Annotated in this window: 26 protein-coding genes and 2 tRNA genes; 6 read left to right on the top strand and 22 right to left on the bottom strand. The window is 53.1% G+C overall.

Annotated features, from left to right (window positions below; all coding sequences use genetic code 11):
- Positions 1-249 precede the first annotated feature (249 nt).
- From HK23_RS08410 to HK23_RS08400, 3 genes are all read right to left on the bottom strand, one after another.
- A tRNA-Pro gene (locus tag HK23_RS08410) sits at positions 250-326 on the bottom strand.
- Positions 327-406: 80 nt separating this feature from the next.
- Positions 407-991, bottom strand: coding sequence for an LOG family protein (locus HK23_RS08405; protein ID WP_063907292.1), 585 nt, complete (start codon positions 989-991; stop codon positions 407-409).
- Positions 992-1,078: 87 nt separating this feature from the next.
- A complete protein-coding gene (locus tag HK23_RS08400) occupies positions 1,079-2,284 on the bottom strand; it encodes an MFS transporter (protein ID WP_086653616.1) in 1,206 nt (401 codons plus the stop codon).
- 70 nt (positions 2,285-2,354) lie between these two features.
- On the opposite strand from HK23_RS08400, the gene HK23_RS08395 reads away from it, so the two are divergent.
- Positions 2,355-2,930, top strand: coding sequence for an NUDIX domain-containing protein (locus HK23_RS08395; protein WP_063907294.1), 576 nt, complete (start codon positions 2,355-2,357; stop codon positions 2,928-2,930).
- A 238-nt stretch (positions 2,931-3,168) separates the two neighbouring features.
- On the opposite strand, the gene hemJ is transcribed toward HK23_RS08395, so the two are convergent.
- From hemJ to hemE, 3 genes are read right to left on the bottom strand one after another with little or no spacing between them, the layout of a single operon-like run.
- Complete coding sequence (hemJ, locus tag HK23_RS08390; protein ID WP_063907295.1) at positions 3,169-3,621, bottom strand: protoporphyrinogen oxidase HemJ; 453 nt, start codon at positions 3,619-3,621, stop codon at positions 3,169-3,171.
- A 4-nt stretch (positions 3,622-3,625) separates the two neighbouring features.
- On the bottom strand, positions 3,626-4,318 hold the full coding sequence (locus HK23_RS08385) for an HAD family hydrolase (protein ID WP_086653615.1): 693 nt from the start codon (positions 4,316-4,318) through the stop codon (positions 3,626-3,628).
- Positions 4,315-5,397, bottom strand: a complete 1,083-nt coding sequence (gene hemE, locus HK23_RS08380; RefSeq protein ID WP_063907296.1) for a uroporphyrinogen decarboxylase — start codon at positions 5,395-5,397, stop codon at positions 4,315-4,317. Before hemE ends, HK23_RS08385 begins: the two co-directional genes overlap by 4 nt.
- A 368-nt stretch (positions 5,398-5,765) precedes the next feature.
- Here hemE and HK23_RS08375 point away from each other — a divergent pair, with 368 nt between their 5' ends.
- Both HK23_RS08375 and HK23_RS08370 read left to right on the top strand, forming a co-directional pair.
- Entirely contained in the window at positions 5,766-6,398 is a 633-nt protein-coding gene (locus HK23_RS08375) for a Maf family protein (RefSeq protein WP_086653614.1), read from the top strand.
- 84 nt (positions 6,399-6,482) lie between these two features.
- Positions 6,483-6,558: transfer RNA gene (locus HK23_RS08370), tRNA-Ala, on the top strand.
- A 197-nt stretch (positions 6,559-6,755) separates the two neighbouring features.
- Here HK23_RS08370 and HK23_RS08365 read toward each other — a convergent pair.
- The 14 genes from HK23_RS08365 to HK23_RS08300 all read right to left on the bottom strand — a co-directional run bounded on the left by HK23_RS08365 (position 6,756) and on the right by HK23_RS08300 (position 16,036).
- Complete coding sequence (locus HK23_RS08365; RefSeq protein ID WP_086653678.1) at positions 6,756-7,439, bottom strand: hypothetical protein; 684 nt, start codon at positions 7,437-7,439, stop codon at positions 6,756-6,758.
- A gap of 5 nt (positions 7,440-7,444) precedes the next feature.
- A complete protein-coding gene (locus HK23_RS08360) occupies positions 7,445-8,221 on the bottom strand; it encodes a DUF2213 domain-containing protein (RefSeq protein ID WP_086653613.1) in 777 nt (258 codons plus the stop codon).
- On the bottom strand, positions 8,221-9,633 hold the full coding sequence (locus HK23_RS08355) for a terminase large subunit domain-containing protein (protein ID WP_086653612.1): 1,413 nt from the start codon (positions 9,631-9,633) through the stop codon (positions 8,221-8,223). Before HK23_RS08355 ends, HK23_RS08360 begins: the two co-directional genes overlap by 1 nt.
- Positions 9,630-9,983 carry a hypothetical protein gene (locus HK23_RS08350; protein ID WP_086653611.1) on the bottom strand — a complete coding sequence of 118 codons (354 nt, stop codon included), beginning with the start codon at positions 9,981-9,983 and terminating at the stop codon, positions 9,630-9,632. Before HK23_RS08350 ends, HK23_RS08355 begins: the two co-directional genes overlap by 4 nt.
- Positions 9,984-10,145: 162 nt before the next feature.
- Positions 10,146-10,712 carry a recombinase family protein gene (locus HK23_RS08345; RefSeq protein ID WP_086653677.1) on the bottom strand — a complete coding sequence of 189 codons (567 nt, stop codon included), beginning with the start codon at positions 10,710-10,712 and terminating at the stop codon, positions 10,146-10,148.
- A 214-nt stretch (positions 10,713-10,926) separates the two neighbouring features.
- Positions 10,927-11,145, bottom strand: a complete 219-nt coding sequence (locus tag HK23_RS14320) for a hypothetical protein (RefSeq protein WP_143217523.1) — start codon at positions 11,143-11,145, stop codon at positions 10,927-10,929.
- 133 nt (positions 11,146-11,278) lie between these two features.
- The gene (locus HK23_RS08335) at positions 11,279-12,670 is read right to left on the bottom strand and encodes a phage/plasmid primase, P4 family (protein ID WP_086653609.1); all 1,392 of its coding nucleotides are present in this window, start codon (positions 12,668-12,670) and stop codon (positions 11,279-11,281) included.
- Positions 12,667-13,479 carry a bifunctional DNA primase/polymerase gene (locus HK23_RS08330; protein WP_086653608.1) on the bottom strand — a complete coding sequence of 271 codons (813 nt, stop codon included), beginning with the start codon at positions 13,477-13,479 and terminating at the stop codon, positions 12,667-12,669. The genes HK23_RS08335 and HK23_RS08330 overlap by 4 nt, the downstream gene beginning before the upstream one ends.
- On the bottom strand, positions 13,476-14,345 hold the full coding sequence (locus tag HK23_RS08325) for a hypothetical protein (RefSeq protein WP_086653607.1): 870 nt from the start codon (positions 14,343-14,345) through the stop codon (positions 13,476-13,478). Before HK23_RS08325 ends, HK23_RS08330 begins: the two co-directional genes overlap by 4 nt.
- A 123-nt stretch (positions 14,346-14,468) precedes the next feature.
- Positions 14,469-14,690, bottom strand: a complete 222-nt coding sequence (locus HK23_RS14535; protein WP_179193847.1) for a helix-turn-helix domain-containing protein — start codon at positions 14,688-14,690, stop codon at positions 14,469-14,471.
- Between the two features lie 355 nt (positions 14,691-15,045).
- The gene (locus HK23_RS08315; RefSeq protein ID WP_086653606.1) at positions 15,046-15,276 is read right to left on the bottom strand and encodes a hypothetical protein; all 231 of its coding nucleotides are present in this window, start codon (positions 15,274-15,276) and stop codon (positions 15,046-15,048) included.
- Positions 15,269-15,397, bottom strand: a complete 129-nt coding sequence (locus HK23_RS14760) for a hypothetical protein (RefSeq protein WP_256940118.1) — start codon at positions 15,395-15,397, stop codon at positions 15,269-15,271. The genes HK23_RS08315 and HK23_RS14760 overlap by 8 nt, the downstream gene beginning before the upstream one ends.
- A gap of 181 nt (positions 15,398-15,578) precedes the next feature.
- Positions 15,579-15,800, bottom strand: a complete 222-nt coding sequence (locus HK23_RS08305) for a hypothetical protein (RefSeq protein WP_086653604.1) — start codon at positions 15,798-15,800, stop codon at positions 15,579-15,581.
- Positions 15,797-16,036, bottom strand: a complete 240-nt coding sequence (locus HK23_RS08300) for a hypothetical protein (RefSeq protein ID WP_086653603.1) — start codon at positions 16,034-16,036, stop codon at positions 15,797-15,799. Before HK23_RS08300 ends, HK23_RS08305 begins: the two co-directional genes overlap by 4 nt.
- Positions 16,037-16,346: 310 nt before the next feature.
- Here HK23_RS08300 and HK23_RS08295 point away from each other — a divergent pair, with 310 nt between their 5' ends.
- Complete coding sequence (locus tag HK23_RS08295; RefSeq protein ID WP_086653602.1) at positions 16,347-16,583, top strand: helix-turn-helix domain-containing protein; 237 nt, start codon at positions 16,347-16,349, stop codon at positions 16,581-16,583.
- A gap of 2 nt (positions 16,584-16,585) precedes the next feature.
- The gene (locus HK23_RS14310; RefSeq protein ID WP_143217521.1) at positions 16,586-16,852 is read left to right on the top strand and encodes a hypothetical protein; all 267 of its coding nucleotides are present in this window, start codon (positions 16,586-16,588) and stop codon (positions 16,850-16,852) included.
- A 387-nt stretch (positions 16,853-17,239) separates the two neighbouring features.
- Here the strand turns inward: HK23_RS14310 and HK23_RS08290 are convergent, their stop codons facing one another.
- Complete coding sequence (locus HK23_RS08290; RefSeq protein WP_086653601.1) at positions 17,240-17,665, bottom strand: RusA family crossover junction endodeoxyribonuclease; 426 nt, start codon at positions 17,663-17,665, stop codon at positions 17,240-17,242.
- An 825-nt stretch (positions 17,666-18,490) separates the two neighbouring features.
- Between HK23_RS08290 and HK23_RS08285 the strand changes: the two genes are divergently transcribed.
- Positions 18,491-18,862 (top strand): hypothetical protein, encoded by a 372-nt coding sequence (locus HK23_RS08285; RefSeq protein WP_143217520.1) that lies wholly within the window; start codon positions 18,491-18,493, stop codon positions 18,860-18,862.
- Between the two features lie 190 nt (positions 18,863-19,052).
- Here HK23_RS08285 and HK23_RS08280 read toward each other — a convergent pair whose 3' ends face one another.
- Positions 19,053-20,261 carry a tyrosine-type recombinase/integrase gene (locus tag HK23_RS08280; protein WP_086653599.1) on the bottom strand — a complete coding sequence of 403 codons (1,209 nt, stop codon included), beginning with the start codon at positions 20,259-20,261 and terminating at the stop codon, positions 19,053-19,055.
- Between the last annotated feature and the right edge of the window lie 71 nt (positions 20,262-20,332).

The following is a 20,332-nucleotide window of genomic DNA, read 5'->3' as shown; positions in this document are numbered from 1 at the left end:
CGTTTACTGGATTTCCACAGAAAGCCGTCGGATGCTTCATACATGTCAGCTCTGACATAAGACTCAGGTTTCCCGCCATTTCCAAGAGAGAATGGCATAATCCTACGGCAATCTGATGGCTGAAGCGGGCATAAAGGCCCCCTCTGCTCTGCGTAAAACGCAAAACATGCAGAGCGGTAAGGGCATGATTATCCGTCATCTGACGGGCTGGTGCCCAGTATAATATTTATATTTTTCAGGGGAAAAGTCTGGTCGGAGTGAGAGGATTCGAACCTCCGGCCCCTGCGTCCCGAACACAGTGCTCTACCAGGCTGAGCTACACTCCGATGACCGTGAGCGGGCTATACCCCTCTCAGGCCATCTTAGCAAGAGCTGAAACGCAGAGAAGTGTAATTCTTCTACCGGATCAAAGCTGTTCGACAGCAACCCGGTCTGTTTTTTCAGCACTCTGAGAGTGCGCCAGAGCGGTTTCAACATCCGGCACGGACTCAATCATGGCCCGCGCTGTGGAGGCGGCAAACCCCTGCTCTACGGCAGCATCCAGTGCAGCGAGGAGCGTATCGGCCCAGTTTTCCACGTTAATCAGGATAATCGGCTTGCTGTGTCGGCCCAGCTGTTTCCAGGTCAGGATTTCCATCATCTCATCAAAGGTGCCAAAGCCGCCGGGCAGAATCCAGAATGCGTCAGCCCGTGAGAACATGATCTGCTTCCGGGTGTGCATCGAATCCGTAACAATCAGTTCGGCCACGCCCTCGTGCATTTTCTCACGGCTTTCCAGAAAATCAGGAATAACGCCGGTCACCGCCCCGCCTGCGGACAAGGTGGCATCTGCCACAACGCCCATCAGCCCATGTGCCCCGCCGCCATACACAAGACGGATGCCAGCCTTTGCCAATGTCTGGCCAACGTTTTGCGCGGCCTGTTTGTAGAGCGGGCTTTTCCCAAAGCGAGACCCACAGAAAACGGCAACGGCGTTCAGGGTAGAGGGCATGCGGTCCTTCTCCTTCTTTCTGAGTAAGCAAAAAGCATATCGTGTTTTGACGGCTTATGCAGGACGGAAAATCTTTACGAGACTGTTTCAGCGCGCAAGACGGGTTTGTTTTTTCAGCAGAACGCACAGCACAACCCCGACAAGACTGACGAGAGCCGCCGCCTGAAACACGGCCCCATAGCCCCACAGCGGGATCATCAGCCCCAGCAGAGGGCCAGAAATGCCGATGGCGATATCCAGACAGACAGAAAAGGCGCCAATAGCAGCCCCTTTGTTCTCAGGCCCCGTCTGCGCCACAGCCCCCACACCCAGTGCGGGAAACACCAGAGAGAACCCGGCCCCGGTCAAAGCGGCCCCTGCATCTGCCCATGCCGCACTATGGCCAAAGGCCAGTACAAACAGGCCCAGAGCCTCCACAAACAGGGAAACAATCGCCACACTGTTTCCGCCATGTTTTGCAATCTGCGTGGTAAAAACAAAGCGCGTCAGCACAAACGTAAGCCCGAACAAGGCCAGAGCGAACGCAGCACCGCTCCAGTTCTGGTCAGCAAAATACAGGGCCAGCAAAGCGGAAATCGCCCCAAACCCCACAGACCCGGCCGCAAGTGCTAATCCATAAGGGAGCACAAGCCCTAATACCGTGAAAAACGAAGGCTGTTTGCCCGCCGCCAGAGGCGCCACAGCAGGCTGACGCAGAGCAAGCGGGATACCAACCCCCATCAGCACGGCAGAGAGCAGTCCCACCCCCGCAAATCCACCCACAACGGGCAGGGAAACGCTATGGTAGATCATCGTGGCAATGGGGGCACCCAACGCAATGCCGCCGTAAGAACACACACCGTTCCAGGAAATGACCTGAGCCGTTTTGCTGACCCCTGCCCTGCGAATGTTCCAGACAATGACCGCCGTTGCCACCCAGCTTTCCGCCACCCCCAGCGCAATCCGGCCAGCCAGAACAAACAGCAGGGAAAGAAGCGGCCAGGACACCAGCAGAGCTGCCGCCACCAGTAGCAGGCCGGACAGGATACCCGTGCTCAGGCCCATCAGCACCACACGCTTAGGCCCACCTGTATCAATCCGTTTGCCTGCCCCAATGCGCGAAGCAAAGGTCGCCAGATACTGAACGGAGACGGCAAACCCGGCCATGGCAGAACTGAAGCCGAGTTTCTCCCGCACAAAAAGCGGCACCACCGCCATTTGCAGGCCGATATCCGTGTAACAAAACAACGTAAAAACCACGACGGCCAGAATAACAAACGTAACCGAGGACGTGCGGACAGCCCCTTCCGACATGAAACATTCCTCAAAAAATGATGCTATAAATCGCGCTCAAGGCCCCATTTTCAGACGAAAGACCCGTTCAATGACGAAGCCTCTTCCTGACGCTGGCGGATATGTCACGCTTTCTTCCCGTATTGCCTATGAAAACCCATGGACCCGCGTAAGGGAAGACATCATTCGGCGGCCCAATGGCAAAGACGGGCTCTATGGGGTGGTCGAGCGCGGTCAATTTGTTGTTATCCTGCCGCTGGGAGAAACAGAAGATGGACGCCGCACTGTTACACTGGTCAACCAGTACCGGTACCCCATTGGTCAGCGCCTGTGGGAATTACCCATGGGGATGTGGGAAGATCGGCCCGATGCCGCGCCCGAAGCCCTGGCTGCTGGCGAATTACAGGAAGAAACAGGCCTGATTGCCAAAACGCTGCATCATGCAGGCATTATGTATCAGGGGGCCGGTTTCACCACGCAAAAAGGGCACGTCTATCTGGCCACGGGCCTGACACAAGGCCCCTGCGCACGGGAAGAAACGGAACAGGACATGACCTGCCATACGCTTTTACTGGAAGAGGTGGAGGAGATGATCCGTAAAAATGAGATCACCTGCATGGTCACGCTTTCAGCCTTTGGATTGCTGCGTGCTCAGGGATTGATTTAAAAAAGGAATAACCCGAGAGGGTGGTGTGGTCTAGATTTATTCATAAATATTATATGTAGAAATTTCTATTTATACGTCAGGTGTTTTCAAAAATTATGTCTTCTAAATCCCGGTGAAATTCTGGTTTGGAAGCACCCTATCCATCAGAATGCTTGCCCTCTCTGCATACTGAACCTGTTTGTTGAAGGGAGAATGTCTCGCCCTTTGCAAAACAGGTTCAGGAGACCTTTTGGATTATTCAGAATGGGCGAACAATCACCATGATGACAATGATCATCATCAGAACTGTCGGCACTTCATTCGCCATACGGTAAAACCGTTCAGCATGCTGGTTTCGGTCTTCTGCAAACTCTCGACGCCAGCGGGAGCAAAATCCATGAAATGCAAACATGCCGATGACAGCAGTAAGTTTCGAATGCCACCAGCCTGCGTGCCAGTCCACACTTCCGGGCGTTAAGACCAGAAGCACGCCAAACAACAGGCTGGCAAACATGGCAGGATTCATAATGGCCCGCAGCAATCTGCGCTCCATAATTTTGAACCGCTCACTCTCTTCTGACCCGACCTGCACCTGGCAATGATAGACGAACAGACGCGGCAGATAGAAAAGTCCAGCCATCCACGCCATGACAGACATGACGTGAAAAGCCAGAATCCAGCGTACCCAGGGCAGAAGAGCGTCAATGGTCATGATTTTATCCCTGACTCTGCAACGCTTTTTCCAAAAGCGGCACAAACTCTGAAAGATGACGAATGCGGACAAGGTTTGGCCAGTCCGGCACGGGCTCAGCCCCAGGACGAAGCAGAACACACATCATGCCAGCATCAACAGCAGCCCGTGCACCGGTATTGCTATCTTCCAGCACAACGCAGTTTGCAGGAGAAACACCTTCCTGCTCGGCCGCATGCAAATACACATCCGGACGTGGTTTTGGCACACCCATATCCCGCGCAGAATGCACGCGGTTTGTAAAATAGTGTGTCATATCAGTCGCTATGAATTTTGCGTCCATTTCTTCAACGGAGGAATTGGAGCCAACACGCACTGGCAACCCGAGCTTTTTCACACCATCCAGCATGGCGTGGACGCCATCAATCGGCTCCACACCCTGCTTCATGGCCGCCACAAAACGCTTCTGAACACGATCAGCCCAGTCAGAACCAAGAGATTTTCCGGTTTTCTTTTCAATGTCTTTCTGAATTTCCGGCAATGCCATGCCGGAAAATTCATCAACCGCGTTTTCTGCCGGAATGTTCAGGCCAGCAGCGCGGGCTTCTTCCGCGCTGATCCGGCAACAGGTTTGCTCGCTATCAACCAGCACACCATCACAGTCAAAAATGACAAGTTTCAGCTGCCCTTCAGGAGAAAGTGCTAAAGCCTGTGTCATAATTCTGTCTCCCGAACTGTTTTGACCAGATCCGCCACATGCTCAACGGGTGTTTGCGGCAGAACGCCATGACCCAGATTGAAAACATGTGCACGACCACGGCCAGCATTCCGCACGGCCAGCGCTTCTCGCCGCATGGCGTCACCACCAGCCAGCACAGCAACCGGGTCCAGATTACCCTGCAGAGCAACATGCTCCGGCACCATGCTTCGCACCGTTGCAAAATCTGCTCCGGTATCCAGTGCAAGAACATCCACGCCGGTTTCACGCGCATATTCAGCAACCATTACGCCACCAAGACGCGGGAAACCGATCACGCGCACGGAGGGGTAACGGCTTTTAATGGTCTGAACGATCTGCCGCGTTGGTGCGATGACATGTTTGCGGAATTCTGCTGGTGAGAGCAGGCCCGCCCAGGAATCAAACAGCATGACGGCTTCAGCGCCGGCTTCAATCTGAGCACACAGATAGGTCGCAGTCTGCTCCGTCAGCAGCGCCATAAGCCGGTCAAACAAAGCGGGTTCGGAAAACGCCATGGTGCGCGTAATCGCGAATTCCCGAGAACCACCGCCTTCAACCATGTAACAGGCGACAGTGAAGGGAGAGCCGGTAAAGCCGAGCAGTGTTGTGGCGCCACCTTTTGCAACGCCAATATCGTCTGGCCCGTTCAGGATCCCATTCAGGCGGGACAATGTTTCCAGAACAGGGGCTGTCACCTCTGCAATACGTTCGGGATCAAGTTTTGCGAGATCTGCTTCACTCCGGATGGCACCCAGAACCGGGCCTGTGCCTTCAACAAACTCAAGCGACTGCCCCATAGCCCAGGGCAGAATGAGAATATCGGAGAACAGAATGGCGCCATCCATTCCAAAGCGACGGATGGGCTGCAAGGTCAGCTCTGTCGCGATATCGGGTGTCATGCAGCGTGTCAGAAAATCTGCTCTGGCACGCATGGCCCGGAATTCGGGAAGGAAACGTCCTGCCTGTCGCATCAGCCACATTGGCGGTGGCCAGACAGCCTCACCGTTCAATGTTCTGAGCAGGCGTTTGGAGGGGGGGATATCTGTCTTGCTGGTCATGGCCTGAAGTCCTGCACGTCTTTGTCCAACCTGTCCACGGTCCTAAAATATAAAATAAAAGAATAGAAATGGATTTAGAGGTTAAAGGGTACTGTGGATGACGGGGTACCCACCATTCCAAAAATGTACCCCATCTTTCCCACACTGTGTACAGATTACAGACCGTTGGAAATGCTAAGGTTTTTAGAGTTATCCAGATTGTACCCAAATGAGGCTGTGTACAACTCACCGGTTCATGACTCTTGTGAGTTGTGCACGGTACTCGGTACGTGCTTGTCATGATCGCCGTACAATCCACATGTACCCCGGTACTCAGGAGAGTACTCACAGCCCCCTTATTGCTTAGTACCTGAAAGAGACTCGCTTTCGTGTCAGATTTAGTACTCAAACCGACTCCAATACAGGACTCGCGCCATAAACTGGTTCTGGCGAGTGGTTCAGCCATTCGTCGTAAGCTTCTGGAAAATGCCGGACTGACGTTTTCTGTCCTCTCATCCTCAGTCGATGAAGAGCCTCTTAAAAAAGCAGGCCGTGCGGAGGGCGCACCACCGGAGACCGTTGCCCTCCGTCTGGCAGAAGCCAAAGCGCTTTCTGTCTCCTGTGCCGATGCGTTTGTAATTGGTGCGGACCAGATGCTCTCCTGTAAGGGGGACTGGTATGACAAACCTGCGGACCTCACAGCGGCCCGGCAGCAGCTTCTTTCTTTAAGGGGGCAAACGCATACCCTGCATACAGCTGTCGTGGTGTGCCGGAATGGGCAGGTGCTCTGGCAGCATGTTTCTGAACCCCAGCTGACCATGCGGCTCTTTTCTGATGCGTTTCTGGAGGCCTATCTGGCGGAGGAAGGCGACGAGTGCCTCTATTCCGTTGGCGCTTATCGGATTGAAGGGCCGGGCCTGCATCTGTTTGCCCGCATGGAGGGGGATCAGACAGCCATTCTCGGCCTGCCCCTTTTGCCGCTGCTGGAGGCGTTGAGGGAGATGGGCGTGCTGTTTTCGTAAAATAGGGACTTGTCAGCCTTGGAATCGTCTTGTATCAGGCGTGCACAAGCAAGCCACGTCACCGTGGCCTGACTGGAACAGTGTGGGGCCATAGCTCAGTTGGGAGAGCGCCTGAATGGCATTCAGGAGGTCGTCGGTTCGATCCCGATTGGCTCCACCAGTTCCGCTTCCTAATCCCTTGAAGTGATTAAATTTTTAAGAGTTCTGGGTTTAGTTACCCCTCTTAACACCCCTCATAAAGATCATAATACCAGCTATGCTCCTATCGTGGAGCTCAAGCCTTCATATTAAGGCATTTGTTCCGATGGAAATGCCTTTGTCTTTGGCCGCGAATCGGTGCAATAATTTTGACACCCATCAGGCTTTTCCTTCACCCGGCAGAGGATAAAGCGCATCCTCTTCAAGAGCAGACAGAGCGCTTCCCCACTGAGCGGCAAGCTGAAGGGCGCCGGGGATCCGGTTTTCTGCCCATGAAGAGGGGAATGTATCCATCCTCTCTAATGTATCGACTGTAGTGCCTGAGGGTTTGTGCTCTTCAGGATAAGGAACCCGGCATCCACGGTCGCGTAGGAGCCTCAGGCTCTTGGCTGCATCAAGGAGAGTTTTTGCCGCGTCTGCAACCTGTCGGTGCAGATGGATGGCAACAGCGCTTTCGGAAACCACCTCTTTGATGAGATTGCTTCTTTTGAATGTAAGCCGTTCTCTTTCTTCTTCTAGGTATGCCTTCCGGCGTTTGAGTTCATGAATGACAGCTTCGGTTTCGCGCAGAGAAAGCTGAGCTTCTCGTTCCACCCTTTCTGCAGCATCGACGGGATCAGCATCTGTCACTTTCTGTCCCAAGAGCCGGTCGGCCATCAAAGATGCTTTTTGAGCATGGGCTTCCTGGACTTTCTCTTTTGCTGCTTCAAGGGCTTTTTCATGCCTGTCCCGTGTTGCCGCTGTATCCCAGTAAGCGGTGTCGACTTTGGCAAGGCTACCTTTTGTCTCTTTGATTTTTGCAATAGTTTCTGCAAGATTTTTGCGAATTGGAGATGTTTTCATTTTCATCATCCTTTTACCTGAATACGTGAAACTTCGGGGAACTGTTCAGAAAAGGCTTTGCGTTCTCGCTCTTGCCGCTCGGCAAACCTCTGCTCCATAAGGCTGTCCATAGCAGTTGAAGAGACATCCTCCTGCGGGATAGTCTCTAGTTCGTCCAGAATTTGCGAAACGCGTTTTTCAAGTGAACGCTCAACGCTCCTGTTTTGCAGGTGGTCTTGGTTTATCAATTTCATTCCTTTCGGGAGAGCATCGCCAATGATCGCAGTTGCGACACGCGGTTCTGCAACAAGAGCGAGATGATTGAAGGAGATATCGACCATCCGGCCGTCATATCTCTGGCCATTGGTAACCCCGGAGCCAGGTTGAACACGGTATCGATACCCGGCGGAGACGCCACGCTGCGAACCATTTTCAATCGCTGAGATGGCAGAACGGTCCCAGATAGTTAGGGCACCAATCAGATTAGGATTCTCAAACCTGACATCTGAAACTGCACCTACCGTAATTTCTGCCGGGTGGTCCGTCGAAGAAACGGCGCGGTGCTGCATTAGAATGGGCTTGCCATTCATTGTATCAGCCGCTTTTGCGAGAGCCTGTGGGTCACGGTAGAGCTGATAGAGAACGTCAGGACGAAACCCCAGCCGCGCGCCATCAACAATCTCTTTGCCCAAATAAGGTGATACAGTTGCAGCACTCAAAATGCAGCGATGGATGCGCAGGTGACCTTCTGGTGACGTCTCCCTTACAGATTGGTCAAAAGCCATGGAGATGAAATGTGTCATCAGATTTTTTCCAAAAATTCACGAGAAAAGCGAGGGAGTTGCTTTTTAGATGTCAGGGCGACGACACCTGCCACTGCGTTTGCAACGTCGTCGTGTCCTCCCGGTGCATGGTCGATGCTGTCTTTGCCGCCGCGCGCGGTCCTGCGTTCCAAGCCTGAAAGTTGGCGAGACAGCACAGGAATATCCAACAACTCAACTTTTCCAGAATTGAGAACAGGCAGAAGGTCGCGATAAAGATCAGACCGCACCTTTTCAGAAAGATTGTATTGCACGCCGTTCTTGCGGAACTGCTCGCGCGGCCACTCGCCGCCGTAACGGTCGCCAGTGACGGAGGTGATGCTATAGGCTTTCAGCGTCTCGCAGAATTCCACTACGGTGTTTTCTGGGCTGAATGGTGCTTTCTTTTCACGCACCAGATCAAGAATGGCGCACTCATCCTCATGATGAGCAATAGCCAGCGTCATGCTGTCAGATGAGCCGCCAGACGGGTCAACAAAGGCAACGTAGCGGTGTCGGCTATCGTGTGGCAGTTCATGCCGGCCTTGCACTGTGCAGGCTTCAACCACCTCCGGGGCGACGAAAGATGCAATGTCGCTACGGAACTCTGCACCATACTCTGCAGCGGCGGCAGCGGGATCTTCTTCGTAGGCTTCCCGTTCTTCCTGTTCATCAAATTCAGGGTTCATCTCACGGGTGGCTGCTTTCCACACCAGTGTGGTGGCTCCATCCTGCCCGTAATAGCGCTTGTAGGTTTTCCAGAGCACCCCGCGCCGGGCATAGGGGCTTGATGCCAGCAGCAGCATGGAACCGGGAATGGTGGCCAGACCCGGCCGCAGGGCTCGCAGGATCTCTTCATCAGGGTTGGCGCTGCTGTCATCCCGCCAGAAGGCAATTTCATCGCAGAGCACAGCGGCATAGGTATAGCCACGGGTGGCACGGAAGCTGGCAGTGCCGATTTCAATCACAACACGGCGGCCTGCCATCTCTATGACTTCATCCGTCTCCCGCGTAACCTCGGCTTCCATTTCGGGAACGAGGGAGATCAGGCCACGGACATACCGAAAGATGGTGCGCGCCTGCTTGCGGTCGGCAGCAATAATCCCCACCGTCGCCACCTCCCCAGCGGACAGGTAAGGGCGGTAATCTTTCAGAGTAGCCAGACAGGTGCCCAACAGAGCCAGCACGCGGCTTTTACCGGCGCGGCGGCCACAGATGAGAGCCGCCCGTCTGAACGCCTCCAGAGGAAGGTCTGTGCGGCCAGTGTGTAGATGGCAGAGAGATTTCTGTTCATCCGTCATTTCCTCACCCAGCAGGGCAGCAAGGAAGGCTTCCCATGCAGTCCAGGTCGGCGCATCGAACTCAGCCCCGAAGAGAGCGGGGTCGTGCATGGCTTGCAGAACGGTCATGCTCATGCCCGCACTCTCCTTTCTGCCAGCAGAGCATCAAGCCCGCGGGCGACGGCCGGTGCCTTATCCAGACCGAGAGAGCGCATGGTGCGTGTGAGCGTATTGGCCCATGCCAGATACTGGCGGGCATCCCGTTCGGCAGGGGCTCCACCAGCCAGCATGTGGCTGTCCATTATGGTCATGTGGAGGGTAAGCCAAGCGGCCCGATCAATCAAAGCAAGCTGTGTGATGGATGGTGCGCCGCCTACATGATCGACGAGTGCTGAGCGCACGTCTTTGAGCAGTCGTGCTTCCTTGCTCCTACCGTCGAGTTTCTTGAGACTATCTGGTCTCGAATAGGGGCCTATCTTTTTCATACCCCCTTTATATCAGGGGTATTTTTTGCACTACAAATACTAAAATTGGAAACACCCTTGATATGAAAGGGTTATTCCATAGATACAGAAACAGTCAGACACAGTGGGGAACAAACAGAGACGCTGTATAATGACCACATCACGAATTGTTACAGATTAGCTTTATGCTTTTTCTGTTTCTAGTGCTCGATAGACCCCAGATCTGGCGATACCGAGCTGCTTGGCAATAGCGGCTGCAGAGAGGCCTTTTTGTCTCAATTTGCGGATGGTGTCGGTCTTTGAAAGCACCGTACGAGGACGGCCCATTGGGCGGCCTTCTGCCTTGGCTTTAGCAATCCCTTCCCGTTGGCGTTCCAGCATTAGGTCACGCTCAAATTCAGCTACAGCAGCCAGCATAGTCAGCATGAGCTTTGATGTGGGGCTGGTGGTGTCTAGCGTGGTGCCATTCATGGAGAGCACGATAAGACCGCACTGCTTGCCCCGGAGTGTCTGCACATAGCCCAAAAGGTCAGCAGTAGAGCGGGCCAGACGGTCGGGCTTTGTCGCAACCAGCACATCGCCGGGTCGGATATATCCCAAGGCCTCCAGTAGCTCAGGTCTCTGGCTGTCTGTGCCACTCACTTTCTCAGAAAATATCTTCTCACACCCTGCGGCTTTTAGATCGCGTATCTGGGCTTCCAGTCCGGCATCCTGATCCACTGTTGAGACGCGGGCATATCCGATCTTCATGACGTTCCTCATGTCCTAAAACCTCTTAGAAGTTACGCCGTCTATGTCTCAAAAGTCAAATGGTAATTTTTAGGACAAGGACTTTCCGTTATTTTGTCCCACGTTTTCTGTGTCCTGAAAGGCTTGCTTTTTAGGACTTCTCATGCGGGAAACTCAGTGCTGGCGTCGCGGAACAAGGCTGGCCATCAGGTGGGATTTCTTCGGGAGCGTCTTATTACCCCCACGGCGCCGGATATTCACAAGGTCCATAACACTTGTAATTACCCTTCTCGATTTCATCACCAACAAGCCCATTGGACCATTTACCGTCATACCAATGATAGGGAACAGGTAGCGCTGCTGGATCATCCAGTTGGCTCACATGCTTAAACCAATACCATGCGTTTTTCGCGCTATCTCTGGGTATTCCGTTTATTAGAAATTCGTCAGTCATGATGGTTTTACTCCTTTTCAAGGATCATACACATCAGGGGGGCAGGGTGGGGATAGGTAAATCCGTTATTCCTCATGTACGCGCGCGTATGGCGCCAAATCAAATAACCCTGCCCCACCCTGCCCCCTTTTTGTCAGTCTCGCCATTGGTGGGGGCTTTCGTTAGGTTTGAGACCAATACCTCTCACGGCTCTTGTGCCGCGTGTTTTGACGTAGCGAATACCGTTTGTCTTCTCCAACATCCCCCGCATGCGCTTATTGTCGCTCTCAGGCTCCCCGTTGTTCCGGCACCATTCCTGAAAATCCTTGAGCAACATGTTCGGTTTCGTTTCAAGGCCGGGGTCACGAATGCACCGTTCAGACAACCACTGCCCAAACGTATCCTGCGCCTCGAAATATTCCGCTGTGGCTTCCAGCACGACAGTAGGACGCGGCATTCCTTCACGCTGCCATTCAAGACAGCCCTCGATCATCCATTGCATAATGCCTGGCCATTCATCCTGTAGCTTGCTCTCCAGATCCTTATCCGGGCTTTTGGGCTTGTGAATGAACGGCACGATATTGAACCGGCGGCGTGCTGCCTCATCCACGTTCTTGAGCACCGGCTTGTGATTGCCAACGATGGTCAGCTTGAACTGGGGCTGGAAAGTAAAATTATCCTGCCTCATGAAGCGTGCTGTAATGGGGTCTCCACCGGTCATCTGCTTGATGCGCGCCTCAGCCCACGTCCGGCCTTCCTCCGTTTCTGAGGCCGTGACAAGCCTGGCACCACGCAGCATGGCCAGATCCGTCGAATGCCGATCACCGTGTGAAGCTACAAACGTGTCCATGGCTGCTACGGTCGCATAATCGCCCATGATACGGGATAGCGTGTTGAGGAATACACTTTTCCCGTTTCCGCCTGGACCATAGCCAAATAACAGGGCGTGCTCTCGTGTGTCACCTGTCAGACAGTAACCGCACCACCTCTTCAGGAACGCGATAAGCTCTGCATCGCCGTTGGTGGCTTCGTTGAGAAAGCGCAGCCATAACGGACAAGGCCCCACTGAAGGTGCAACGGCGGCAACGCGGGTGATCATATCGTCAGGGCTGGCAGGGCGCAGTTTCCCTGTGTGTAGGTCAACGGTGCCGCCGGGGGTTGCTAATAGATAGGGGTCTTTATCCCAGTCTTCTGGCACTACTGCATGTGCCGGGTCAGTACGGGCAAACCGTTCTACGCCACCACAGAAAGATGCTTTTCCAGTCAGGGCCTGTTCTTTGAACTCACTATTCTTGTTAGCTTCCGCTACTAGCATCCGAGCATAGCTGAACGCCCGGTGTGTGGTGTCTTCCTTCCAATGTGTGTCCATCCACAAGAACCAGCGCCCGGCCTTATGGTCGTAACGGAGCATGTCCTTGTAACGCTCTGTAAAAGCGGCGGCCATCCCGTGTTCCGTGAGGAGGGCGTAACCGTTGCTTCCAGGCGTGGTCAGTGCTTTTCTCAGACCATCTTGGACGGCTTTATCTGTATTGAGAGCTTCCGTCATGCATCCACCCGTGCCCGCAGGGCAGACGCAATCGTTTTCTGGATTTCTGGCTCTGACAGTCCAGCCTGTAGGGCAGCAGCTGACATAGCATAGGCAATATCGGTGGCGGTCAGATGACCTTCAGGGATAAACCGCGCCAGCGAGAACGTCTCAGCATTTAGCCGGTCATTACGACCGCCTTCTGGAGCAGAGGTAACAGCATGAACCGCACATCGGACAGCATTCTGAACTTTCTTTTCGATATTCCGCAGATCTAGCGGCTTATTCATGATGTTTGCTTTAGGAAGCAATGGCGGCTGTGCCATCTCTACTAGCCACGCAGACCATTGCGTTGCTGCGCTTTTATCAACGACCTCACACCCTGCAGCTGGCCACCAGATGATGTAGCCGCCGTCACCGCGGACATCGACCCCGGTAGCAATTTTCCCAGCACTGTTGCGCATGTTTTCCCGGTGTCTGAACAGCAGATGCAGGCCTCCCGACCGGGTGCGGTGCATGCGTGTTCGTGGCATCCTGGCGCAGTGCTCCTGATACCAGTCGTCAGCCTCAGGCTTATACAGGTCGATATCTAAAACATCGAAGCCAGAATCTGCCCCTGTTGCCACGCCGATCAACACGCCCGGATAAGTGCGCCACAACATAGGGATGCTTTCAGGGCATTTCGTGGCCAGTTCACCCCATTTGCAGGCGGGTGTTTTATCCTCATTACATGGGAAAACCTTCAAACCGTGCCTTGCCAACCTCTGCGCATAGAGCGCCACCGGGCTGGCAGGCATCGCGCTCTGGCGCAAATCGAGCGCCGCGCTCATGCTGACACTCCCGCAAAATAAGCCAGTCGCTCTACGCCTGCTTTATAGGCCTTGTGCTTGCGCTCCTCAGCATCGACGAGAGGGGTGCCGTCCTCGTTCCTGATATTGGAATAGAGATCACTCAGGTATTTTCCGAGCTTAAATACAGCCTGCTCGTAGGTGACCCCCTCTTTACGAACGGTGTCAGCAAAAGAGCGGCCATCATCCTCTGGGGTTTCGATCTCAGCATCTTCCTCTGCTTGTAACTCAGTCAGCCAAAACACGGCGGCTTCACGGGCCTTGGCGACGTAAGCTTTTGCAAGGTGGGGCTGAATGGTATCGCAAGACCGAAAAGTGCCTTCCACCTTCTTCAGCTTTGCATCCACGTCAGCAATGCGCTCTTCAAGGGTAATATCTGCGCATAGGGCGCTATTTGCCAGTTCAACTCCGAGGACGATGAGGTTGAGACGAAAGTCGCCTGTATTCTCATCATAGTGCCACGGATCCCCCGGAAGAGAATCACCAAGCTCAAAGAGCCTGACATCAACAATTGAGCCCTGAGGTGAAATACCAAAAGGTGCTGGTGGGTCTGATTTGTCTTTCACGCCCCTATCGTGCAGGGCAGACCAACGGAAGCAGGTGCGGCGTGCAGATTCTAAAGATCCAAAGGGACCAATGGGCATCCATGTATTGTCGAGGAAAACAACGCACGGTGCATATATCCGCTCATTGTTCTCGTCCAACATGGGATGAACCCAGATGTGCTCAACATAGTCCCAGTCTATGATGCCATCCGGCAAAATATCATAGGAAACACACTTTCCTGATGCCACGGTTGGCTTTGGCAACAAGGCAAGCTGAGGGCGTTCACGTTTTTGCGTGCTCATAAAGGATTTTTTCCATTACTTGCCTACGCTTCTTCTGGACGCAGTCTCAATCTTCCCGTATTATCAGGAGCGATGGTTGAAAACGGCGTCGGCTTACGGAAACGTAGGTCGGCGTTTTTTTATTCAGGACTGACCCGGCTTCATGGCTGGCAGGCTGTTGATATACGCCAGCATGCTTTCAGTTTTGATCATGGTCGCCCGACCCATCTTCACCATTTCGATCAACCCCTGTTCCTTCAAGCGATAAGCATGTGAGCGCGACATCCCGAATATTTTTGGTGCGTCGGAAACAGACACCATGAGAGGGAGTGTAGTAGATCCAGTGTTTTCAAGCTGAACAGTCATGTTTACTCCTACGTATGCAGACGTACGGAAGCGCGGCTGATCTTGCGATCATCCGTTGCCCGCATGTTGATTACGATTTGAGTGAGACCAAAAAAAGCGCAGCCCGCAGGGTGCGGAATGCGCCGAAGAAATTAAGTTGTGGGTAGAAACTACAAAAATCGTCGTAAAAGCGTCACTGTGAAAGCAGTAAGAAGCACCCAGACGCACTTTTGCGATTGTGATAAATTCATACCCTAACCCGGTACCGGACGCAAGTATTTTAATAACTTCTTGTTTTTTCATAATATTTGACGATTTTCTTAAGGATGATGAAGCTTAAGGCAGCACATTGTGGATAAATTTTAATACTAGCGTGTTATGCTAAAGCCTCATCAATCAGCGCACAGCGCCGGTCAATCTCAGTGGCCAGCCAGTTTAGAGCGTTACCGGTGCCGCCCGCGGGCGTATTCTGGTCGCTGGGCGCAAGCGCCATGTCTCGCCCTATTGCGGCAAGGCATTCGCCAATAGCGCTTAGCTCCCAGCTTGCGCTTTGAATCGTGTCCAGCCGGTCGCGTGTCGCTAGGTGGCCTTTACATCGGTTAGCCATGAGCCCACTCCTTCCCTGCAAGATGGAAGGTGAAGCGTGCCAATCCCGTAGTAATACGGAAGCAGGCGCAGGTCAGAGGCAGCAGGAAGAACAACGCCAGTTCTTTGAGGAAGCGGGTCATGACTGCTCCCCTGCCTGAAAATCAGCGATGAAGGCCGCATCCAGCTCATTGTGGAGGCGTCTTACCCACGCGTGCAGCCATTCTAAGGGCGGCTCTTCTGTGCAAGTTTGAAGCCCCTCTAATATCGCGGCCAAGCCGCCCAGTTCGTCCATGGTGGATCTGGCTACTTCCTTTATGGCGCTCATGACCGCATTTCCTCCAGTTCGTCACGAACCCGGCCAATCGATTTAATCAGCCAGGACAGGCCATCGCCCCACGCGGCACAATCGTTGTGCGTTGGCGCTGGGTCATGCCCTTCATCCATATGCTCGTAAATCTCGCCCATCAGCATCATCAGGGCGTTCTGGATGCCGTCCAAGGTTACGGCTTGGTTTGCGCAGAAGCCTGAGGGGATCTTGCTCATTGTGCATCCCCCTTGAAGGCCGTGGCGTTGCTCTCTGCCTCGTCCGCAATCCTGCCGAGGTATGACGACAGGAAGAGTGCCCCTCCGGCCACGATGTCAGCATCACCGGCGCGGTCGGTGCAGCCTTCACCTGCAGCAAAGTGAGCGAGCGCATCGGCCACGGCGGTTGCGCGGCGGATGTATTTGGCCTGCCATTCAAGTGAGATGGTGGCCTCAAGAAGCGTGGGGGCGTTCATCGCACAGCCTCCAGCGCCAAGGCCGCGTGACCGGATGCAACCGGGTCAGGCGTGCCAAGCCAGATAATGGCAAGCGCGGCAAGGACAGGAACAAAGAGAGCGAGTAAATTCCCCCAAATAGGGGAACAAATGAATGTACAGGCGCGAACCCGTACGCTATGGGCGTGCTTAGCCATTGCCGAACTTATCCTTCGGTTTGTGGTTAGGCTGGACTTGGAGGATCCGACCCCTCCGGTTCAGCCGTTCTGCTATTGCAGAATGGTATTGAGAATGTCATTATACGAAATGAATTGCAAGCGGAAATGACACTGTGAATACCATTAATGCATCACAGATCAGGGCAGCACGAGGCTTACTTGATTGGACACGCGATCAACTCGTTGAAGTTAGTGGTGTTCCGAAAAGCACGTTGGTCCGTGTTGAAAGCAATGCGGTTACACCCCGCCAATCCACCCTCACCGCCATCCGCTCCGCCCTAGAAACTGCCGGCGTTGAGTTTATTGAAGAGAATGGTGGTGGGGCCGGGGTGAGGTTGAGGAAGTGTTGAAAATGTTTTTTGTGGAATATCTTACTGGGGATTTTTTATTGAAAGTGGAAAAGGATATTAAAAACGAGATAGCTTCTCTTGCAGGTTTGAACGAAAAAAATCCATTATTTGGAAGAATAAAAAGAATAGACTCATATGTAATAGCGTTTGAACATAGAAATGATGCAGTCATGTTAACTCTTAGATCATCATTGGGGTTAGTTTTAGCAAGTAGAACATTTTACAATGATGAAATTAATGATCTTATCAAGAATAATTATAGACTTTAGATACTATTATTTTTTAGAATAATTTATTTATATTATTTACTTATAGACTAAAGACGGGGCAGGCAGGTTTCCGTAGAGCGATGTTGTGGAACCTCTGGCGCGCATGCGAAGAGTAAGCACACAAATGGTCAACGACGAGATTGCTTATTTTTTCGGGGTTTTTCGAAGATTCTGCCTACCGGCTTCCCGGTATCCTCATCACCCGCGCACGGAGGGCTTCAAACCGCTCAATCTGGGCAGGGCTTGGCTTGCGGGGGATGCGTCTCTTGTGGGGTAAGCAGGAATTCCTGCTCCGCTCTTTAATTCCCCTATTGTGGGGCCTTACCCCCGGCACCCCGGTAGTTTCTGAACCTGTGCAATTCTGCATAGGTGGGTAATCCTTGCCGGTCATAGCGGGCGCACCTCGATCACGGTTGCACTCTCCGGCCCATAGCGGCGCGACAGCCGGGCGTCCACAATCTGGGCATCATCCTTCCACGCGATACCATTCAGAGCATCAGCGGCAGTCTTCATCTGATTGTCTATGTCTGGCCTGCTGGTCGGCAGTATTCGGCCTGCCAGCGCATCCGCTGTCTTCTTCCTGCTCCATGACGGCGGAGGGGCAATGTTTATTGTCAGGGAAACATGCAGCGGGCCACTCAGGCATGGCTTGCCGATCTGTTCCACGGCGTGGCGCTGTATATGCTTCTCGGCCTGCACAGTCTTTGCATCCGTGAAGGTCCGGCCATTGCCGAAGCGCGGGCGGCCTTTAGCCCTCAGCAGGCCGGGGATGGTGATGCGGTAAATCGGGGATGTTGGGGAGGCAAGTTCCATGCCGGAAACGTAGTACTAATTCGGAAACAAGTACACAAAATAACGAACACAAAAAATAATAAGCCAACACATACAAACACCTGATGTCGTACAAAGTGCGCGTGTTGGGGCTCGTATATAAATTCAGTTTTCATTGCGAAATTTGGAGCCGAAATAAGGACCGAGATCGTTAACTATTGGCATCAAATATTTTTTGTTTCCTACTCCGTTAGACCTGTCCCCCCATAACTTCCGACAAAAAGGAACGGATGATCTGAATTTTGGAAACGCATACGTCAAAAAATAGTAACGATTTTCGGAATTTGGAAACGCCCTATTTTTTGGTAAAAATTAATATTCCAATAAATGAACATACTTGCAGATTATGGAGTGACTAGAGCAAAAGGGTCGTACTCTTAAAAAAATTAAGGCAGAGAAAAAATGGGTAATGGAGAAGAATGGTTCGAGTTCCATCTCACTTCTCGGGGGTGGGAAAAGGGAACAGAGCGTTGGGATTTTAACCCCATTTTTCGAGATCCCCCTGCGGACAGATATCTTACTCTTGTGAGACGAGAATATGCAGGTTCTTGGACACCCTCAAAACCAACAATTGAGGTAAGCTGGATATCTGAAGACAAAAAAATGGTTGAGCATTTGAAAGAACGGTTTGGACCAAAGCCTCTTGTTTGGTGTGATTGATTCATAAGGCTGCGTTGAGTGCAGGCGCCTCTTTAAAGTATCAGCAAGATGAGGCATTACATTCGGGCAATTTAAGAATCGAATGGTCTCAACCTCGTAATGCCAGCCCCTCGTCACAAGTCCCAATGCGTTGCTTTAAGGCTGGGTGTGCTGGACGTTGAGTTGGTCAATCGTACGCTTCAGTGTGAATTGCTACCGGGTGAATTATATCTGAGTAGGCAGGCCCATTGGCACATCGCCAAAGACCACCCCGATGATTATGACGCGTGTATGTCCGCCTTACATCGCGTCGGGCAGTCGCCCGGGCTGATTGGCCAGGCTCCGAACCATTCTGATAATTTTGAACTCGTCATTCGTTTCCGGTCGAAGAGTCCAGAGCAGGAATATGTTTTGATTGCTGTGGGACTGGAGGTCGATGAGGATGGCTTGTATCGCATCAAGACTGCTTATCGTTTGCCAGAAAGGACGATAACGGCCCGTCGGTCTGCAGGACGCCTACATCTCACCAAAGGGGCATAAAAAAAGACCGGGCAAGCCGGTCTCTTTTTGTCCGGGCGGGATGCAATCCCCGATCTCTTGGGTCACAAAAAGCCCCGCGCGACAGGCTTACATGTGACTTAGTTACCCGTCTGTAAAACAGACTGGTGCGTGAGGTAGCCGTTCTCACCTCACCGGACACCTGCAGATATTGTATATGCCACGCTGTGCGTCAAGGCGGAGAAGATGACAGTTTGTTACACCATTCAGTCATCATCTCCCGCCGCTTATCGAACAGATCCCCACGCCGATAGGCAGCTTCCACCTTATCACTGATGGTGTGTGCTAGCGCCATCTCGGCTACTTCCCGCGGATAATCAGTCTCTTCTGCAGCCCAGTCCCGGAAGGTGGAACGCAGGCCATGAACGGTTACGTCTTTTGTGCCGGCCGCATTGTGAAGAACTTTGGACAGAGCCACGTCTGACAGCGGCCTGCCACGCTTCCCCCCAGGAAAGACCAGATCGCCAGCTAGTCGGTCACGGAAGGGCAGGACTTCCTGCAGCACGGCCATTGCTCCTACGGATAACGGCACGCGGTGTTCCTTCCCGGCCTTCATCTTATGCGCAGGGATGGTCCATATCTGGGCTTTCATATCAATTTCAGACCAGACAGCATTTCGGACTTCGCCAGACCGGGCAGCGGTCAGGCAAGCAAATCTTACGGCCTTGGGAGAGATGCCCTCGGCCTCGGTCAGCTTGAGTATAACCGCGCCAATGTTCTTTCGGTCCACGGCTGGGTAGTGTCGCACTTTCATGACAGCCGATGGCTTGGGAAGGATATTGGCTAGATGCCCACGCCAGCGGGCCGGGTTCTCGCCGTCTCGCCAGCCATGGGTGCGGGCATAGTCCAGAATCCGCTCAATCCGACCGCGTAGCCGATCTGCGGTCTCAGTCGTTGTTTCCCAGATAGGGCGCAAGACAGCCAACACATCATCTGTCTCGATCTCTGCGATTGGCTTCTTACCTATGAGGGGAAAGACCAGCCGCTCCAAGGAACTGGTCCAGATGGTTGTCGAGCGGTCACTGCGCCAGCCGGGAGCCATCTCCTTCACATAGCGTCTGGCGATATCAGAAAAGGTTAGGCCTGATTCCTTTTTTCGTTGGGTTTTCAATTTCCGGCGCTCTTCAATTGGGTCGAGGCCGTCTGAAAGCTGATGTCGTGCTTCAGCCGCTTTCCGCCGTACCTCCACCAAACTCAGGTCATGAACAGAGCCTAGCCCCATCTCTCTCCGAGAGCCGGAAATGGGGCTTGTGAAGCGGAAAAACCATGATTTTGCAGTGCCTTGCGCGACCAGCCAAAGACCGCCACCATCGCTCAGTGTGCCATTCTTCAGAGCGCTGACCTGTCTTGCCGTGAGCTGATGTGGTGAAACCCGACTCATAACCGGAGAACCCCTCTTGAGACCCCTCTTAAAAACAGCGCTGCACAGGAACAGTCAGACACAGTGGGGGA

The organism is Acetobacter malorum, from assembly GCF_002153605.1.
GTDB lineage: Bacteria > Pseudomonadota > Alphaproteobacteria > Acetobacterales > Acetobacteraceae > Acetobacter > Acetobacter malorum_A.
Note: the sequence above shows the minus strand (reverse complement) of the source record. Positions and strands in the feature narration are given on the sequence as shown.

Bases quoted from the DNA above. Each gene is read 5' to 3' on its own strand.
- HK23_RS14320 (WP_143217523.1), bottom strand. From the start codon at position 11,145: ATGACTGACGAATTTCTAATAAACGGAATACCCAGAGATAGCGCGAAA.
- HK23_RS08385 (WP_086653615.1), bottom strand. From the start codon at position 4,318: ATGACACAGGCTTTAGCACTTTCTCCTGAAGGGCAGCTGAAACTTGTC.
- HK23_RS08395 (WP_063907294.1), top strand. From the start codon at position 2,355: ATGACGAAGCCTCTTCCTGACGCTGGCGGATATGTCACGCTTTCTTCC.
- HK23_RS08350 (WP_086653611.1), bottom strand. From the start codon at position 9,983: ATGAAAAAGATAGGCCCCTATTCGAGACCAGATAGTCTCAAGAAACTC.
- HK23_RS08280 (WP_086653599.1), bottom strand. From the start codon at position 20,261: ATGAGTCGGGTTTCACCACATCAGCTCACGGCAAGACAGGTCAGCGCT.
- HK23_RS08355 (WP_086653612.1), bottom strand. From the start codon at position 9,633: ATGAGCATGACCGTTCTGCAAGCCATGCACGACCCCGCTCTCTTCGGG.
- HK23_RS08330 (WP_086653608.1), bottom strand. From the start codon at position 13,479: ATGAGCGCGGCGCTCGATTTGCGCCAGAGCGCGATGCCTGCCAGCCCG.
- hemE (WP_063907296.1), bottom strand. From the start codon at position 5,397: ATGACCAGCAAGACAGATATCCCCCCCTCCAAACGCCTGCTCAGAACA.
- HK23_RS08290 (WP_086653601.1), bottom strand. From the start codon at position 17,665: ATGGAACTTGCCTCCCCAACATCCCCGATTTACCGCATCACCATCCCC.
- HK23_RS08400 (WP_086653616.1), bottom strand. From the start codon at position 2,284: ATGTCGGAAGGGGCTGTCCGCACGTCCTCGGTTACGTTTGTTATTCTG.
- HK23_RS08305 (WP_086653604.1), bottom strand. From the start codon at position 15,800: ATGAGCAAGATCCCCTCAGGCTTCTGCGCAAACCAAGCCGTAACCTTG.
- HK23_RS08345 (WP_086653677.1), bottom strand. From the start codon at position 10,712: ATGAAGATCGGATATGCCCGCGTCTCAACAGTGGATCAGGATGCCGGA.
- HK23_RS08360 (WP_086653613.1), bottom strand. From the start codon at position 8,221: ATGACACATTTCATCTCCATGGCTTTTGACCAATCTGTAAGGGAGACG.
- HK23_RS14760 (WP_256940118.1), bottom strand. From the start codon at position 15,397: ATGACCCGCTTCCTCAAAGAACTGGCGTTGTTCTTCCTGCTGCCTCTG.
- HK23_RS08335 (WP_086653609.1), bottom strand. From the start codon at position 12,670: ATGACGGAAGCTCTCAATACAGATAAAGCCGTCCAAGATGGTCTGAGA.
- HK23_RS08365 (WP_086653678.1), bottom strand. From the start codon at position 7,439: ATGAAAACATCTCCAATTCGCAAAAATCTTGCAGAAACTATTGCAAAA.
- HK23_RS14535 (WP_179193847.1), bottom strand. From the start codon at position 14,690: ATGACTGTTCAGCTTGAAAACACTGGATCTACTACACTCCCTCTCATG.
- HK23_RS08325 (WP_086653607.1), bottom strand. From the start codon at position 14,345: ATGAGCACGCAAAAACGTGAACGCCCTCAGCTTGCCTTGTTGCCAAAG.
- HK23_RS08405 (WP_063907292.1), bottom strand. From the start codon at position 991: ATGCCCTCTACCCTGAACGCCGTTGCCGTTTTCTGTGGGTCTCGCTTT.
- HK23_RS08315 (WP_086653606.1), bottom strand. From the start codon at position 15,276: ATGGCTAACCGATGTAAAGGCCACCTAGCGACACGCGACCGGCTGGAC.
- HK23_RS08300 (WP_086653603.1), bottom strand. From the start codon at position 16,036: ATGAACGCCCCCACGCTTCTTGAGGCCACCATCTCACTTGAATGGCAG.
- hemJ (WP_063907295.1), bottom strand. From the start codon at position 3,621: ATGACCATTGACGCTCTTCTGCCCTGGGTACGCTGGATTCTGGCTTTT.
- HK23_RS14310 (WP_143217521.1), top strand. From the start codon at position 16,586: ATGTTTTTTGTGGAATATCTTACTGGGGATTTTTTATTGAAAGTGGAA.